This window comes from Phaeobacter sp. CECT 5382 (assembly GCF_001457775.1).
Taxonomy (GTDB): domain Bacteria; phylum Pseudomonadota; class Alphaproteobacteria; order Rhodobacterales; family Rhodobacteraceae; genus Pseudophaeobacter.
The window spans coordinates 242204-256188 of record NZ_CYSG01000002.1 but is presented as its reverse complement, the minus strand read 5'-3'; the positions used below and the strand labels follow the sequence as shown (position 1 = coordinate 256188).

The following is a 13985-nucleotide window of genomic DNA, read 5'->3' as shown; positions in this document are numbered from 1 at the left end:
GGTTCTGCTCATCCACCGTTTTTAGTCTTGGCGCTGCAACCCCGTTTCCAGTGCCGCAGCGCAGTCATTTTGTCATCGTCCAGACAGTGCCAACGCACAGCCAAGTCTTCTTACTTAGTCATACAGACAGCGCCGCAGCGCCGTCAGGGCCACGCGGGTTTCCTCGGCCGAGGTCACAAGCGCCACCCGAATGTAGCCTGTTCCGGGGTTTTCGCCTGCCGCGCCCTGCGCCAGATAGGCCCCGGGCAACACGCGCACGCCGGTCTCCTGCCACAGCTTCAACGCGGCCGCTTCGCCATCGGCGACGGGCAGCCACAAAAAGAAGCCAGCTTCGGGCGGCATATAGCCTTCCAGCCCCGCAAACACCGCATCGGCCACCTGGTATTTTTCCTGATACAGCGCACGGTTCTCTACCACATGCGCCTCATCCGCCCAGACCCGCGCGGCGGCCGCCTGCAAGGGCCCCGGCAAGGGCGCGCCGGAATAGGCCCGCAGCTGTTTGAGTCGTTTCATGTTCTCCGGCCCCGTTGCAATCAGGCCAGAGCGCAGACCGGGCAGGTTCGAACGTTTCGACAGCGAATTGAACAGCACCACCCGCTCTGGGTTCGCGCCCATCTCCTGTGCCACGGTGAGGGCCCCGACCGGGGCAGTCTCGCGGTAGATCTCGCTGTAACATTCGTCAGCAAAGATCCGGAAATCGTGCTTTTCAGCCAACCGGATCAGGCGCTGCCAATAGTCCCGGCTCGCGACCGCGCCCTGCGGGTTGGCAGGAGAGCAGATATAGGCAATCGACGTGCGGTCCAGCACATCTGGCGGCAGATTCTCATAATCCGGCAAATGCCCCGTCTCAGCCGTAGCCGACACAAACACCGGTTCTGCGCCAACCGACAGGCTGGCAACCATATAGACCTGATAAAAGGGATTCGGGATCAGGATCGCCGGTTTTTGGCCATTCTTCTGCTCAGGACAGAGCGCCATGGCTGCATTATACAGCCCCTCGCGGGTGCCGTTCAGCGCCATGATCTGGGTGGCGGGATCCATTTCAACGCCATAGCGGCGGGAAATCCATCCGCTGATTGCTGCGCGCAACTCATCCGATCCATCATTGGGTGGATAGCTGTTAAACCCTGCGGCATTTTCCACGATCACATCGGTCACCCACTGAGGAAACTTCTGTTTCGGCTCACCAATGGTCATATGCACCACATCGCCACCGGGCTTGTGATGATCCAATAGAGCCCGCAAACGCGGGAACGCATAGGCTGGCAGATTCGCAAACCGCTCAGGGAAGTTCATAATGTGGCCTCAAGTTCGGGATCATTGGCGCCCCGTTTAGTGACAAATTACAGAGCCGGGCCCCATGCGTCCAGTCGCTCGCACAGGGCCGACGGGAATTTGTGGCTTTCAGGTCAGACTACGCACCGCGTGTTCTGCTCACCTTGCCGCTCAGCTGGCGAGCGCCACCTCGGCAGAGGCTCCGACCCGCAGCAAGGCTTCCTCGCAATCCGGCTGACCCAGGACTTGCAGACCACAACTCGGCACGCCAGTCGGAAGCGACAGGGCGCACAGCCCCATCAAATTGCCGATCCGGGTGTTGCGCAGAGCCAGAAGGTTGGATTTGACGTAGTAGTCATGGTCGCTCTGAAGGCGGGCCAGATTCGGCGGCACGATCGGGCTGGTGGGCAACAAAACACCATCAAACCCTGCCACCGCCTGATCCCAAGCCATACGGACCTGCTCCAGCTTGGCCCAGGCCGCAACATAGTCGGACCCGGAGAACTGCGCGCCGGACCGGAACCGTTCAAGAATTTCAGCGAACATGACCTCCGGGCTCGCCTCGATGACATCCTTCCACAGCCCATAGGCCTCGGTGGTGAAGAGAATGGCGCTCAGCGCCATGGCCTCTGCCAGCTCGGGCACTTCCAGAGGAATAATTTCGGCACCATCGGCGCGCATTTTCTCCAGTGCACCGGCGTAAGACTTCGCCACTTCGGGGTCCAGATCCTCCTGTGCGATGCCACGCAGATCAGCAAAACGCCGCCCTGCAAGGGGACCGGGATTGCGCAGGTCTGGGCCTTCGGTGCCCTCCAGCAGGCCTAAAAACAGCGCTGCATCTTCAACCGTACGTGCCAAGGGGCCGACAGTGTCGAACTTCAGACAGAGCGGCACCGCCCCTTCGAGACTGATGCGTCCAGCGGTGGTTTTCAGCCCCACCAGATCGTTCCAGGCAGACGGAATACGCACCGACCCCCCTGTATCAGAGCCGATACCACAGGCCGCCAGACCAAAGGCCACAGAGGTCGCGGCTCCGGACGAAGATCCGCCCGGCACGGCCGACTCGTCGTTGATACAAGGCGGGGTTTCCTTCACCGGGTTCAGGCCCAACCCGGAAAATGCCAGCTCGCTCATATGAGTTTTACCAAGGCACACCGTACCCATGGCCGTGGCCGTCTCCAACACCAGCGCATCCTGATCCGGCACCCGGCCTTTGAGTAGGTCTGATCCCGATTCGGTTAGGGTGCCCGCAGAATCAAACAGGTCTTTCCAGCTGATCGGCACCCCGTCCAGGAGCGAGCGCCGCAGACCAAGACGGGCGCGTTCGGATGCCGCCTCGGCCTCGGCCAGGGCACGGTCATGGGTCACAACCGTATAGATCCGGTCTCGGTGCGGATGAGCGTCGATCGCCGCGAGATAACAGCGCGTCAGAGCAACCGGATCGATCTCACCTGCCCCAATGCCGCGTCCCAGATCTGCGGCGCTCATCTTCAGCCAAGCCTGCATATGCCATCACTCCCATGGATTTTCTTGTGGAATTTCTTGTGGATTTTCAAGCGACGGTAGCGCCCCCGCTGCGAGGGCACAATCCCGAAGCGCACGGAACCTCATTGCCTGAGAACCTGCGGACGAAAGTGAGTAGCCCAGCCATGGACAATTCCAGCAATCAGCGCATATTGCGGGGTATGAAAAACACATCCGATATCCTGATCGTCGGCGGCGGCCTCAATGGCCCTGCCCTGGCCTTGGCCCTTGCACAGACCGGCCACAGCGTCACCGTGGTTGACGCCTTGCCCAAGGGAGATTTCGAGGATGATGCCTTTGACGGACGTGGCTACGCCTTGGCGCTGGCCTCGAAACGGCTGTTGTCGCAGATCGGAGTCTGGGCACGGGTCGCGGATCACGCGCAACCGATGCTGGAGATCAAGGCGAGTGATGGCCATGTCGGCGAAGGGGCTGCCCCCTTCTTTGTGCATTTTGACCACCGCGAGATCGAAGAAGGCCCAATGGGCTATATGCTCGAGGATCGTTATCTGCGCCGCGCCTTTTTGCAGGCCATGGAAGACGAACCACTTATCACAATGATCAATCAGCGCCGTGTTGTGGCACAAGCCCCGGATCAGACTGGCGTCACCCTGACGCTGGACACTGGTGAAGAACTGCGTGGCCGCATGCTGGTCGGATCTGACGGGCGCAAAAGCGGCACCGCAGAACGCGCCGGGATCAAGCGCAGCGGCTGGGACTACGGGCAGACCGCACTGGTCTGCGCCATCGATCATGAAAAACCCCACCATGGCATCGCACATCAGTTCTTTATGTCGGCGGGACCGCTGGCGATCCTGCCGCTGCCCGGCAACCGCTCCTCGATCGTCTGGAGTGAGAAGACCAAAATGGCGACTGCGATCCATGCATTGAATGATGCCGACTATATTGCTGCCCTCAAGCCGCGATTTGGCGATTTTCTGGGTGAGATCTCCCTCGTCGGCAAGCGCTTCACCTATCCGTTGAACCTGACCATCGCCAATAGTTTCGTCGCAGATCGTCTGGCACTGGTTGGGGACGCAGCACATGGCATGCACCCCATTGCGGGCCAAGGCCTTAACGCCGGGCTGCGCGATGTCGGCGCACTGGCCGAGGTGGTGACCCACGCGACGCGACGGGGCGAGGACATCGGATCCCAGCTGGTGCTGGAGCGCTACCAGCAGTGGCGCAGGTTTGACACAGCAACGCTGGCCGCGACGACCGACATGGTCAACAAGCTGTTTTCCAACGACAACCCATTGCTCCGCCTTGGGCGTGACATAGGTATGGGGGTGGTAAACGGTCTTCCGGGGCTCAGACGCAGCTTCATGCGCGAAGCAGCGGGCCTTACCGGTGATATGCCGCGCCTGTTGAAAGGCGAAGCACTCTAGGCTCCCCGCTCTGACACAAGATCAGTAAGCGATTCGATCACTCAAGTACGCGGGCCTCATCAACCAGCATGACAGGAATGCCATTGCGGATCGGAAAGGCCAGATTGGCAGCCTTGGAAATCAGCTCCTGAGCGTCGGCGTCATATTCCAGAACAGTCTGCGTCTTTGGGCACACCAGCGCCTCCAGCATGCGCCGGTCAAAGGCGACTGTTTTGGTCTCGGTTGTGGCCTCAGTCATTGCAGGATTTCCTCATGTGATCCGCCCCGCAGAGCGAACTCGATCAATGTAACCAGGGTTTCGCGTCTTGTGACAAGACAGGGCGCCTCTAGCAAGGCCTGTTTGTCCTCGGGTTCAAACTCCAACAACATCGACAGCGAGTTGATCAGCAACTCGTCATCGGCCTCCTGCAGGGCTTCCCAATCGGTAGACAGGCTGCGCGCGGCAAAGAATCGCCCCAGCAGGTCCAGAAAAGCGGCGCGATCGAAATTGTTGTCGGCTTCGCCGCGCCCCAGATCACGTTCAAACCCCTGCCAGTTCACTTCGCAGCGCCGATAAGGGCTGAACCCGGAAATCTCACCAAGTATGCGAAACCGCGAGATCCCTGACAGGGTGACCAGATAGCGCCCATCTTCGGTTTCCGAAAACTGTGTCACCCGACCCGCACAGCCAATGCTATGAAGCAGCTCGCTATCATGACCCGGACAGGGCTGCACCATACCGATCAGGCGCTGTGGGGTTTTCAGGGCATCTTCAAGCATCTGCAGGTAACGCGGCTCGAAAATATGCAGCGGCAGCCGCGACCGGGGCAGCAAAACTGCCCCGGGCAATGGAAATACAGCAATCGTGTCCGGCAAATTGGCAAACTGGAACATGTTTATGACTGTAGAGCGCCAGCCCGATTAGGCAAATATCATCGAGCTCAATTTACGGCGCCCGTTCAGAACAATCGGATCATTGGCCGCCAGTGCATCAAAAATCGTAAAGAGCTGCGCCTTGGCCGCGCCGTCGTTCCATTCACGATCACGCCGGAACAGTTCCAGCAGTTCACTCACCGCAGCCTCGGCATCGTCGGCGGCATGCAGGGCCTGCGCCAGCTCGAACCGTGCGTCCAGGTCTTCCGGGTTGGCCTCGACCTTTGCCGCCAGCTCGGCAACTGGTCCGGCATTTTCCGCCTGACGGGCCAGTTCGATCTGTGCCCGCGCCGCTTCGATCTCGGCGGCGTCGGAAATCTCGGCCGGAGCACCGTTCAGAACGGCTTCGGCTTGCTCCAGGTCGCCAAGCGCAATATGTGCCCGCGCCAGGCCACCATAGGCAGCCGCACTCTTGTCGTCTTCGCCCAGAATGGCGGCAAAAGTCTGCGCCGCATCAGCTACATCGCCATCGGTCAGCATCTGTTCTGCGACTTCCAGCGCCTCAGCCAGGCCACCATCGGCGGTGCCACCTGCAGCTTCGACTGTCTTCTTCACAAAGGCGTCGATTTCGCTGGGGGGCAGTGCGCCCTGGAACATGTCGACAGGACGGCCTTCGACAAAGGCAACCACGGTCGGGATCGACTGCAACGGCAAGCCTTGTTGCGCCAGAGCCTGTGCAAGCCGCTGGTTTTCATCAACATTGACCTTTGCCATGGTGACAGCACCTTTGGCCTTGGTCACCGCAGCCTCCAGCGCCGGGCCCAGTGTTTTACAGGGGCCACACCAAGGTGCCCAGAAATCAACAATCACTGGCGCCTGCATCGAGGCCTCGACCACATCCTGCATAAAGGTCGCCTCATCGACGTCCTTGATCAGATCACCTGCGGGGGCAGCTGTGCCCGCACCGCCAAGAATATCCATCATCTCAATGTTCTCCGTTTGAAGCTTGGCCCCTATATGGATTCTCGCAGACCAGAAACCAAGAGAGGACTTCGCGAAAGCGCAAAATCAAAGCCAGCCTGTGCCAAAAGGTCAGTCTGTGCCAAGGGGCCTTCAGCACGGTATCACTGCAGTATAGCGGAACTGCGCCGCGCGTCAGCGCGGCGCCCGGCCCAACGGGCGCGTTGCCTTTTTCAAAGGCAACAAGACGGGCGGGAGCCCCCGCCACCTCATTGCCGACTGACCGGCTTACAGATCAAAGCTTGCAAAAACCGGTGCGTGGTCGCTGGGCTTTTCCCAACCGCGTGCGGCCCGCAGAACCCGGCTGGAATGCGCCGCCTGCGAAATATCCCTAGTTGCCCAAACATGGTCCAGACGGCGCCCCTTGTCTGCGGCATCCCAATCCTTGGCGCGATAGCTCCACCAGCTATAGAGCAAACCTTCGGGTATATCGGCTCGTGTCACATCGGCCCAGCCGCCAGCCTCCTGAACCGCCGCAAGGTGATCAATCTCGATCGGCGTATGGCTGACGATCTTGAGCATCTTCTTGTGATCCCAGACATCATCTTCGCGCGGGGCAATATTAAGATCCCCCACCAGGATCGCCTTCTCCGGACGGGCACTGTGGAAAAAATCGCGCATCTCGGTCAGATAGTCGAGTTTCTGGCCGAACTTTTCGTTCACCTCGCGGTCAGGCTTATCGCCGCCAGCAGGGACATAGAAATTATGAATGGTGACGCCGTTTTCCAGCTGCCCTGCCACGTGGCGGGCATGGCCCAGGCTGGCAAAATCTTCGGCACCGACTTCCTTGATCGGCAGCCGGGACAGGATCGCGACGCCGTTGTAGCCCTTCTGACCGCGTGCCACCATGTGGCTGTAGCCAAGGGCTGCGAACCCTTCCATCGGGATCTTGTCGACCGGGCTTTTGCACTCCTGCAGGCACAGCACATCCGGCGCTTCTTCCTGCAACAGCTTTTGCACCAGCCCTTCGCGCAGGCGGACTGAATTGATGTTCCAGGTGGCAAGGGTAAAGGCCATGACATGTCTCTTTTGCAGGGTAAGTTTGGCCAGATACTGCATGAACAGAAGGAGAACCACTAGCAAGAATATCTATGAGAAATTCATTTCTTGGCAACCGACACTCGTCGGAACGAAAATTCCCTTGTCATTTTTGCCAAATCTTCTCAAATGCTCCAGATCATTCGACGAATAAAAGGCCTGCCGCCCGTGCCACTTGCCTCCGTTCTGGGACAACGCCCCGGGCACCCCTACAAGAAAGCCTATGATTGGTGGCCGCCCCCCGGGCGGGTGTCGCGGCGCTGAGCGCGCGCCCCAAACCATATCACATTCAATCTACCACATGCCTAAGGCATGATTTCATGGAGGCTTTCCCATGGCCAATGCATCTCTGCGTGCTGCAGATGCCTTTGTTCACGTCGTTTTTCCCGACGGTACATCTGCCAACTACCCCTATATCTGGCTGCGCGACAATGACCCGGCCGGGTTTCACCCACAGACCCAGGAGCGGATGACCGACCTGACTACCATTCCGCTTGATGTTGCCGCCCGCAAGGTCGAGGTCGCCGCACAAGCACTCACGATTTGGTGGCAGGGCGATGACACAGTTTCTACCTTTGATCTGTCATGGCTCCAGGCCCATTGCCCCGGTCGGCCTGCGCAGGATCCCGCCCGCACCGGGTTTGAGTTCTGGCGGCGCGATCTTGGCGCGGCAGGCATTCCGCGCGCCAATGCCGATAAGGTACTGGCCTCCGACCAGTCCCTGAGCGACTGGATGGTTGAAACGCAGGTTTTCGGCCTATCCATCGTCGAGGGTCTGGCTGACAGCACAAAGGCCGGCATGGAGGTTGCGCAACGCATCGGATTTCTGCGCGAGACAAATTTTGGCGTCACCTTCGAGGTGCAGTCCAAACCAAACCCGAACAATCTGGCCTATACCCCGGTTGCCCTGCCCCTACACACGGATCTGACCAATCAGGAACTGCCGCCCGGGTTCCAGTTCCTGCACTGCCTTGCGAACGAGGCCGACGGGGGCGGATCGCTGTTCTGTGACGGATACGCCATTGCCGCTGATCTGCGCGCCCAGGATCCAGAAGCGTTTGATCTGCTGGCAACGCAGTCGATCCCTTTCCGGTTTCACGATGCAAACACGGATATCCGCAGTCGAAAGAAGGTGATCAACCTCAACGAAGACGGCGAGATCATCGAGATCTGCTTTAACGCTCATCTGGCGGATATCCTGGATCTCGCACCTGACCTGATGTCGCGCTACTACCGCGCCTATCGCCAGTTCATGATCATGACAAAAAGCGATGAGTATCTTGTCACGTTGAAACTCAAAGCCGGGGAAATGGTGGTCTTTGACAATCGCCGCGTTTTGCATGGCCGTGAGGCCTTTGATCCGCAAACCGGGTTCCGTCACCTGCATGGATGCTACGTGGATCGCGGTGAATTCGAAAGCCGACTGCGCCTGCTGCGAGCATAAAAAAGGGCCGGGCGCGAAGCCCGGCCAAGTCCAACAGGGAGGTACATATCATGACCCGGATATGTGCGGGATAAGAACAGAATAAAGGTGAGTGGAAAACACGTCTTTGATCTGCATCAAGGGGTTTGACGCTAGTTAATCAGGCGATATCCACCGGATTCGGTCACCAGAATGCGCGCATTCGAGGGATCCGGCTCGATCTTCTGGCGTAGACGGTAAATATGGGTTTCCAGCGTATGGGTGGTAACACCGGCATTGTAGCCCCAGACCTCATGCAGCAGCACATCGCGCGCCACCACGCCATCACTGGAACGATAGAGAAACTTCAGGATATTGGTCTCTTTCTCGGTGAGGCGGATCTTGCGATCATCCTCGGTCATCAGCATCTTCATCGCTGGCTTAAAGGTATAAGGTCCAAGCACAAAAACCGCGTCTTCGGATTGTTCATGCTGACGCAGCTGGGCGCGGATGCGGGCCAGAAGCACAGGGAATTTGAAAGGTTTGGAGACATAGTCATTGGCACCGGCATCCAGACCCAGAATTGTATCAGCGTCACTGTCATGGCCGGTCAGCATCAGGATAGGTGCCTTGACCCCCTGCTTGCGCATCAGGCGGCACAGCTCGCGGCCGTCGGTATCGGGCAGGCCTACATCAAGGATCACCAGATCATAGAGGGCTTCCTTGGCGCGCTCCATGGCGGTCTGGCCGCTGTCGGCCTCAAAGACATCAAAGTCTTCGGTCATCACCAATTGCTCGCTCAGGGCCTCACGCAGGTCTTCATCATCGTCGACCAGCAGAATCTTTTTCAGTTGTGCCATCTGGCTACCCTCCTGTTTCCGTGACTGACAGATGCGCCTCCCTCTCGCAAACGACAAGATATGCTGCAAAACTCTCACGGCGACGTGTCCGACAGACAGGAATTGTTTCACTTCTGCAAGAAGAAGCCCTAGGAAAGAGCCGATATTATGTCACCAAGCACTGGATGGCCCCGATGAGCCTGATGCCAACCATGATCGAACTCCTGGCCCGCGCGCGGGTGGATCTGCGCATGGGCCTGCCGGTTGTACTGACCAACGGCAACAGCGCAGCCTTGGCAATCGCAGCCGAATGCCTGTCGCAAGAGCGTCTGCAAGATCTGCAGGACAAGGGGGCTGTGACCCTGGCGTTGACCGCGCGCCGGGCCGAAACCCTGAAGACACCGGCCTATGACGGCGATACCGCCCGCATTGCTGTGCCGAGAGAGGCCAAATTGAACTGGGTACAGGCGCTGGCGGATCCGGCTGATGATCTGAGCATCCCAATGAAAGGCCCGCTCAACAGCGAAAGACAGGGATCAGCCGCACTGCACCGTCTGGCCATCGCGCTGGTGAAATCTGCCCGCCTGCTGCCTGCAGCCCTACTGGTGACCATTGATCAGGCAGCGCAATTTACTGCAAGCCACGGCCTCACCCTGTTGCCACAGGCCGCCGCTGAGCCGCTGATGAGTCAAAGCTCGCCACTGCATCCGGTGGCCGCCGCCCGCCTGCCCATGGCTGCCGCAGAGGCTGGTCGGCTACATATATTCCGCCCCGAAGACGGTGCCGAAGAACATTACGCCGTTGAAATCGGCCGCCCGGATCGCAGCAAGCCAGTGTTGGCCCGCCTACATTCCGCCTGCTTTACCGGCGATGTCTTAGGATCACTGAAATGCGACTGTGGCCCGCAACTGCACGGTGCATTGGCCCAGATGGGAGCAGAGGGCGCAGGCGTTCTGCTGTACCTCAACCAAGAAGGGCGCGGCATTGGTCTGGCCAACAAAATGCGTGCATATTCATTGCAAGATCAAGGATTTGACACTGTAGAGGCAAATCACCGGCTTGGCTTTGAGGACGACGAGCGCGACTTTCGCCTTGGCTCTGCCATCCTCAAAGAGCTAGGATTTTCGCAGGTGCGACTGCTGACCAACAATCCCAAAAAGATCGCGATGATGGAAAAAACCGGCATCAAGGTTACAGAACGGGTGGCTCTGAAAGTGGGCGAGAACGCTCATAACAGCCAGTATCTGGCGACCAAAGCGGCCAAATCCGGTCATATGCTATGAAAGCGGCCTCAGCGGCTGCACAGCGCCCCGGCGATCTGGTCCTGACCCGACAGGGCGTGCGATTCTGTGGCCGCCTGCTGCCCTGCTCCATCGGCAAGGGGGGCTTTACCGCCGATAAGCGCGAAGGGGATGGGGCTACGCCAATTGGAGAGCACAGAATTGTCGGCATGCTCTATCGCCCTGATCGCATGGCCCGGCCTGCGCACTGGGCCGAACCCATCGGGCCGACGGATCTGTGGTCCGATGACAGCCGCGACAGTCACTACAACAGCCATGTAACCGCGCCCTATGGCTTCAGCCACGAGCATCTGCGCCGTGCAGATCCGCTTTATGATCTGGTGCTGGTGTTGGATTGGAACTGGCCAAATGCGACGGCAGGAAAAGGTTCGGCGATATTCATCCACCAATGGCGTCGGCCCGGCTATGGCACCGAAGGCTGTATTGCCTTTTCGCGGGCTAACCTCGCCTGGATAACGCAACGCGTATGCCCAGGCAGCCGGGTCATTGTGCCCAACCTGACCTAGTACCGAGCTGGGCCAAGCCAGATCGATCTGTGGCCCAATTCATTTGCTTACAAGCGGATCTGATTAGGTTTCGGCATAGGCGCGTGCACCAAAAATGGCAGACCCTACGCGTACATGAGTAGCACCATGGGCAATCGCCACCTCAAAATCACCGCTCATCCCCATCGACAGACCAGTCAGGTCGTTGCGCTCTGCAATCGCGGCCAATTGGGTGAAATGATCGGCGGCGGATCCTTCAACCGGCGGGATGCACATCAGGCCCTTGATCGGCAAGTCCAGCGCGCGACACTCGGCGATGAAATCATCCGCCTCGCCGGGCAGGACACCTGCCTTTTGCGGCTCGGCCCCAGTATTGACCTGAATGAACAGATCCGGGCATTTGCCCAGCTCCTGTGCCAGCCTTGCGATGCTTTTGGCGAGTTTCAAACGGTCCAGCGTGTGAATGGCGTTGAACAGCTCCATCGCCTGGCGCGCCTTGTTGCTTTGCAAGGGGCCAATCAAATGCAGATCCAGACCATCATAGTGTTTGGCAAAATCCGGCCATTTGCCCAGGGCTTCCTGAACACGATTCTCGCCAAAGCAGCGCTGCCCTTCGTCCAGAATCGCGGCGACACGCGCGTTGGGTTGCACCTTCGACACCGCAATCAGCTGTACGGAACCAGCCGAGCGCCCGGCTTTGGCTTCGGCGGTGGCAATGCGGGTTTTGATATCTTGCAGCGACATATCAGGCCTCTTTGATTTCGAGGTCAGAAAAACACTGTTTGCGCACAGATGTTAAGAGACAAAAGAAAAGGGCGAGCTCTTTGCAGAGCCCGCCCCCAATTCACGCTAAGCGTATTTCAGCTTAGAAGCTGAAGTATACACCAGCCTGGAACTGGTTGTCGTCGTCGGCTTCGTCAACATAGCCAGCAACGAAGGTAGCGCCGCCACCCAGGTCGTACTGGTAGTTGATGCCGAAGGAGGTGCCGTCGCTTGCAGTCGCGTTTGCACCAATAGTGGTTGCACCAGTAACAGTAGTATCTGCCATCAGGTTTGCGTCAACGTCGGTGCTGTTGACCCAAACAACGATGTTCGAAGCTGCGCCGATGTCCATGTTACCTTCGAGAGTAACCGAGTCAGCAACATCGGTGGAACCGTAGGCCAGTTTTGCACCGAATGCACCGAAGTCACCGCCAGCGGTCAGCAGGTACAGGCCGTCGTTGGGGTCAAGTACGGTACCGTTCGTGGTGGTGATGGTCGCCGAGTTGTCAGTCGCCTGGTAAGAGGCAGCCACATAGTAATCGGAGAACGAGTAGGTCACCATGACTGCGGTGCGCTGTTCGCCACCTGCGTCACCAACAACGGCACCACCGTTACGCTGGCTGTAGGAGATGTGACCGGTGAAGCCGCCTGTGGAGTACAGAGCTTCGATACCGTTGGAACCAGCACCTGCGGAGGAATATGCATCCCAGTTGAAGCGAGTGCCAACAACGCCAAGTGCGCTGGAAGATTTGATGGCCAGGGAGTGGAAGCCCATGCCGTCGATGCCAGTACCAGCCGAACGGGCGCCAGTCACGTACAGACCAGGTGTGTTTTCAACTGCACCGATGATGTTGCCAACGTTGACAGCAAGACCGCCATAGGTCACGCCAAAACGTGCGCCGTTGAATGCGCCGGTGCCGGCAACGCCGTCACGGCTTTCAGCCTGGGCACGGTAACGTGCGTTGAAGCCAACACCGTTGTCTGCTTCGGTGGACATGTCGAACTGCAGACGCAGACGGCTGGTGATGTTGGTTTCCGAAACACCACCTGCATTGGCAGAACCATCGGCATTGATGGCGTCGCCGTTTGCGGAGTTGTAGTCCAGACCGAAGCGGCCATAACCGGACATGCTGACTTCGGCTGCGGCCATACCAGCGGTTGCGATCAGCGCGGTGGTCGCGAAGAGAACCTTTTTCATCGTTTTTCCCTCGGTTTTCAATTCTGATGCCCAAACCGGGGAATCCGGTGTGGGTATGACAAGGGGTTTCGCTTTTTCCCCCCCATTTTGGCAAGAGCGCCCCACAGAGCGCGCAGCATTGCACTTCGGGATGGTGCAGCTTTGCCACAGTCTTATGCCCCAACCCGGCCCCAACCGGCTAAAGGCCGCCCAATACCCTCAATTCCTTAACCTGCCGCTACTTTAAGGCAGCGCAAAATGACGCCCCCGGCCCGGAAAGGTCCCGCCAAGAATCCCTTCAATCGGCTGTGACCCATATATAACTGTGGGAGCACCTCGATTCGCAGGATGCCGCCTCTTGCAGCTAAAGCCCTTGCCCCGCTGCCCGCCGATACGGTAGGAGTGCGGCAAGACTTTGGGTTCGGGAGCGGCTATGGAACTGCAAAAATTCTTTCAAGCAACCTTGTTAGGCGCTTTGTGCTTTGGCGTAACGGCCTGTGGCAATCAGGAAGGCCGGGTTTCACCGACAGGACAGGCGCCGCGTGAGTTCAACAATGATATCGACAGCGCAAAAAGCGACAAGTCTTCGTTCTGGGATCTGTTTGGCGGCACACCCGATCAAAAGGTTCAGGTGAACCGTTATCTGTGGAACGCCAGCTTGGATGTGCTGGAGTTTCTGCCGGTGCAGTCGGTTGACCCTTTCACCGGTGTGATCTCCACCGGTTACGGAACCCCTCCCGGCAGTAATCGTGCCTATCGCGCGACGGTCCATATCAAGGATCCGGCACTGGATGCCCGCTCGCTCAATGTTTCTTTGCAGACCAAGGGTGGCCGCGCGGTCAGTGCTTCGACCACCCGCGCAGTCGAAGACGCGATCCTGTCGCGCGCGCGCCAGCTGCGCATCGCCGACAAGAACCTCTGA

General features: G+C 58.7%; 14 protein-coding genes. 5 read left to right on the top strand and 9 right to left on the bottom strand.

The annotated features are described in order from the left end of the window. Positions 1-114 precede the first annotated feature (114 nt). Both PH5382_RS03180 and PH5382_RS03175 read right to left on the bottom strand, forming a co-directional pair. Positions 115-1296, bottom strand: a complete 1182-nt coding sequence (locus PH5382_RS03180) for an aminotransferase class I/II-fold pyridoxal phosphate-dependent enzyme (RefSeq protein ID WP_058332897.1) — start codon at positions 1294-1296, stop codon at positions 115-117. Between the two features lie 150 nt (positions 1297-1446). Further along, positions 1447-2781: an amidase gene (locus PH5382_RS03175; RefSeq protein WP_058332896.1), complete on the bottom strand. Its 1335-nt coding sequence runs from the start codon at positions 2779-2781 to the stop codon at positions 1447-1449. 179 nt (positions 2782-2960) lie between these two features. On the opposite strand from PH5382_RS03175, the gene PH5382_RS03170 reads away from it, so the two are divergent. Beyond that, on the top strand, positions 2961-4187 hold the full coding sequence (locus tag PH5382_RS03170) for an FAD-dependent monooxygenase (protein ID WP_058333013.1): 1227 nt from the start codon (positions 2961-2963) through the stop codon (positions 4185-4187). Between the two features lie 37 nt (positions 4188-4224). Here the strand turns inward: PH5382_RS03170 and PH5382_RS03165 are convergent, their stop codons facing one another. The 4 genes from PH5382_RS03165 to PH5382_RS03145 all read right to left on the bottom strand — a co-directional run bounded on the left by PH5382_RS03165 (position 4225) and on the right by PH5382_RS03145 (position 7076). Then, complete coding sequence (locus PH5382_RS03165) at positions 4225-4425, bottom strand: Trm112 family protein (protein ID WP_058332895.1); 201 nt, start codon at positions 4423-4425, stop codon at positions 4225-4227. Continuing rightward, positions 4422-5060 carry an LON peptidase substrate-binding domain-containing protein gene (locus tag PH5382_RS03160; protein WP_058332894.1) on the bottom strand — a complete coding sequence of 213 codons (639 nt, stop codon included), beginning with the start codon at positions 5058-5060 and terminating at the stop codon, positions 4422-4424. The genes PH5382_RS03165 and PH5382_RS03160 overlap by 4 nt, the downstream gene beginning before the upstream one ends. A gap of 27 nt (positions 5061-5087) precedes the next feature. Further along, the gene (locus PH5382_RS03155; protein WP_058332893.1) at positions 5088-6023 is read right to left on the bottom strand and encodes a tetratricopeptide repeat protein; all 936 of its coding nucleotides are present in this window, start codon (positions 6021-6023) and stop codon (positions 5088-5090) included. Between the two features lie 264 nt (positions 6024-6287). After that, positions 6288-7076 carry an exodeoxyribonuclease III gene (locus PH5382_RS03145; RefSeq protein ID WP_058332891.1) on the bottom strand — a complete coding sequence of 263 codons (789 nt, stop codon included), beginning with the start codon at positions 7074-7076 and terminating at the stop codon, positions 6288-6290. Positions 7077-7431: 355 nt separating this feature from the next. Between PH5382_RS03145 and PH5382_RS03140 the strand changes: the two genes are divergently transcribed. After that, positions 7432-8541 carry a TauD/TfdA family dioxygenase gene (locus PH5382_RS03140; RefSeq protein ID WP_058332890.1) on the top strand — a complete coding sequence of 370 codons (1110 nt, stop codon included), beginning with the start codon at positions 7432-7434 and terminating at the stop codon, positions 8539-8541. A gap of 131 nt (positions 8542-8672) precedes the next feature. On the opposite strand, the gene PH5382_RS03135 is transcribed toward PH5382_RS03140, so the two are convergent. Then, the gene (locus tag PH5382_RS03135) at positions 8673-9359 is read right to left on the bottom strand and encodes a response regulator transcription factor (RefSeq protein WP_058332889.1); all 687 of its coding nucleotides are present in this window, start codon (positions 9357-9359) and stop codon (positions 8673-8675) included. A 173-nt stretch (positions 9360-9532) separates the two neighbouring features. Between PH5382_RS03135 and ribA the strand changes: the two genes are divergently transcribed. Beyond that, positions 9533-10621: a GTP cyclohydrolase II gene (gene ribA, locus PH5382_RS03130; RefSeq protein WP_058333012.1), complete on the top strand. Its 1089-nt coding sequence runs from the start codon at positions 9533-9535 to the stop codon at positions 10619-10621. Continuing rightward, positions 10618-11145 (top strand): L,D-transpeptidase family protein, encoded by a 528-nt coding sequence (locus PH5382_RS03125; RefSeq protein WP_197409984.1) that lies wholly within the window; start codon positions 10618-10620, stop codon positions 11143-11145. The genes ribA and PH5382_RS03125 overlap by 4 nt, the downstream gene beginning before the upstream one ends. A 63-nt stretch (positions 11146-11208) precedes the next feature. On the opposite strand, the gene PH5382_RS03120 is transcribed toward PH5382_RS03125, so the two are convergent. Beyond that, positions 11209-11868 (bottom strand): YggS family pyridoxal phosphate-dependent enzyme, encoded by a 660-nt coding sequence (locus PH5382_RS03120; RefSeq protein ID WP_058332888.1) that lies wholly within the window; start codon positions 11866-11868, stop codon positions 11209-11211. Positions 11869-11989: 121 nt separating this feature from the next. Then, positions 11990-13084 carry a porin gene (locus tag PH5382_RS03115; protein WP_058332887.1) on the bottom strand — a complete coding sequence of 365 codons (1095 nt, stop codon included), beginning with the start codon at positions 13082-13084 and terminating at the stop codon, positions 11990-11992. A 412-nt stretch (positions 13085-13496) separates the two neighbouring features. Between PH5382_RS03115 and PH5382_RS03110 the strand changes: the two genes are divergently transcribed. Then, positions 13497-13985, top strand: coding sequence for a DUF3576 domain-containing protein (locus PH5382_RS03110; protein WP_058332886.1), 489 nt, complete (start codon positions 13497-13499; stop codon positions 13983-13985).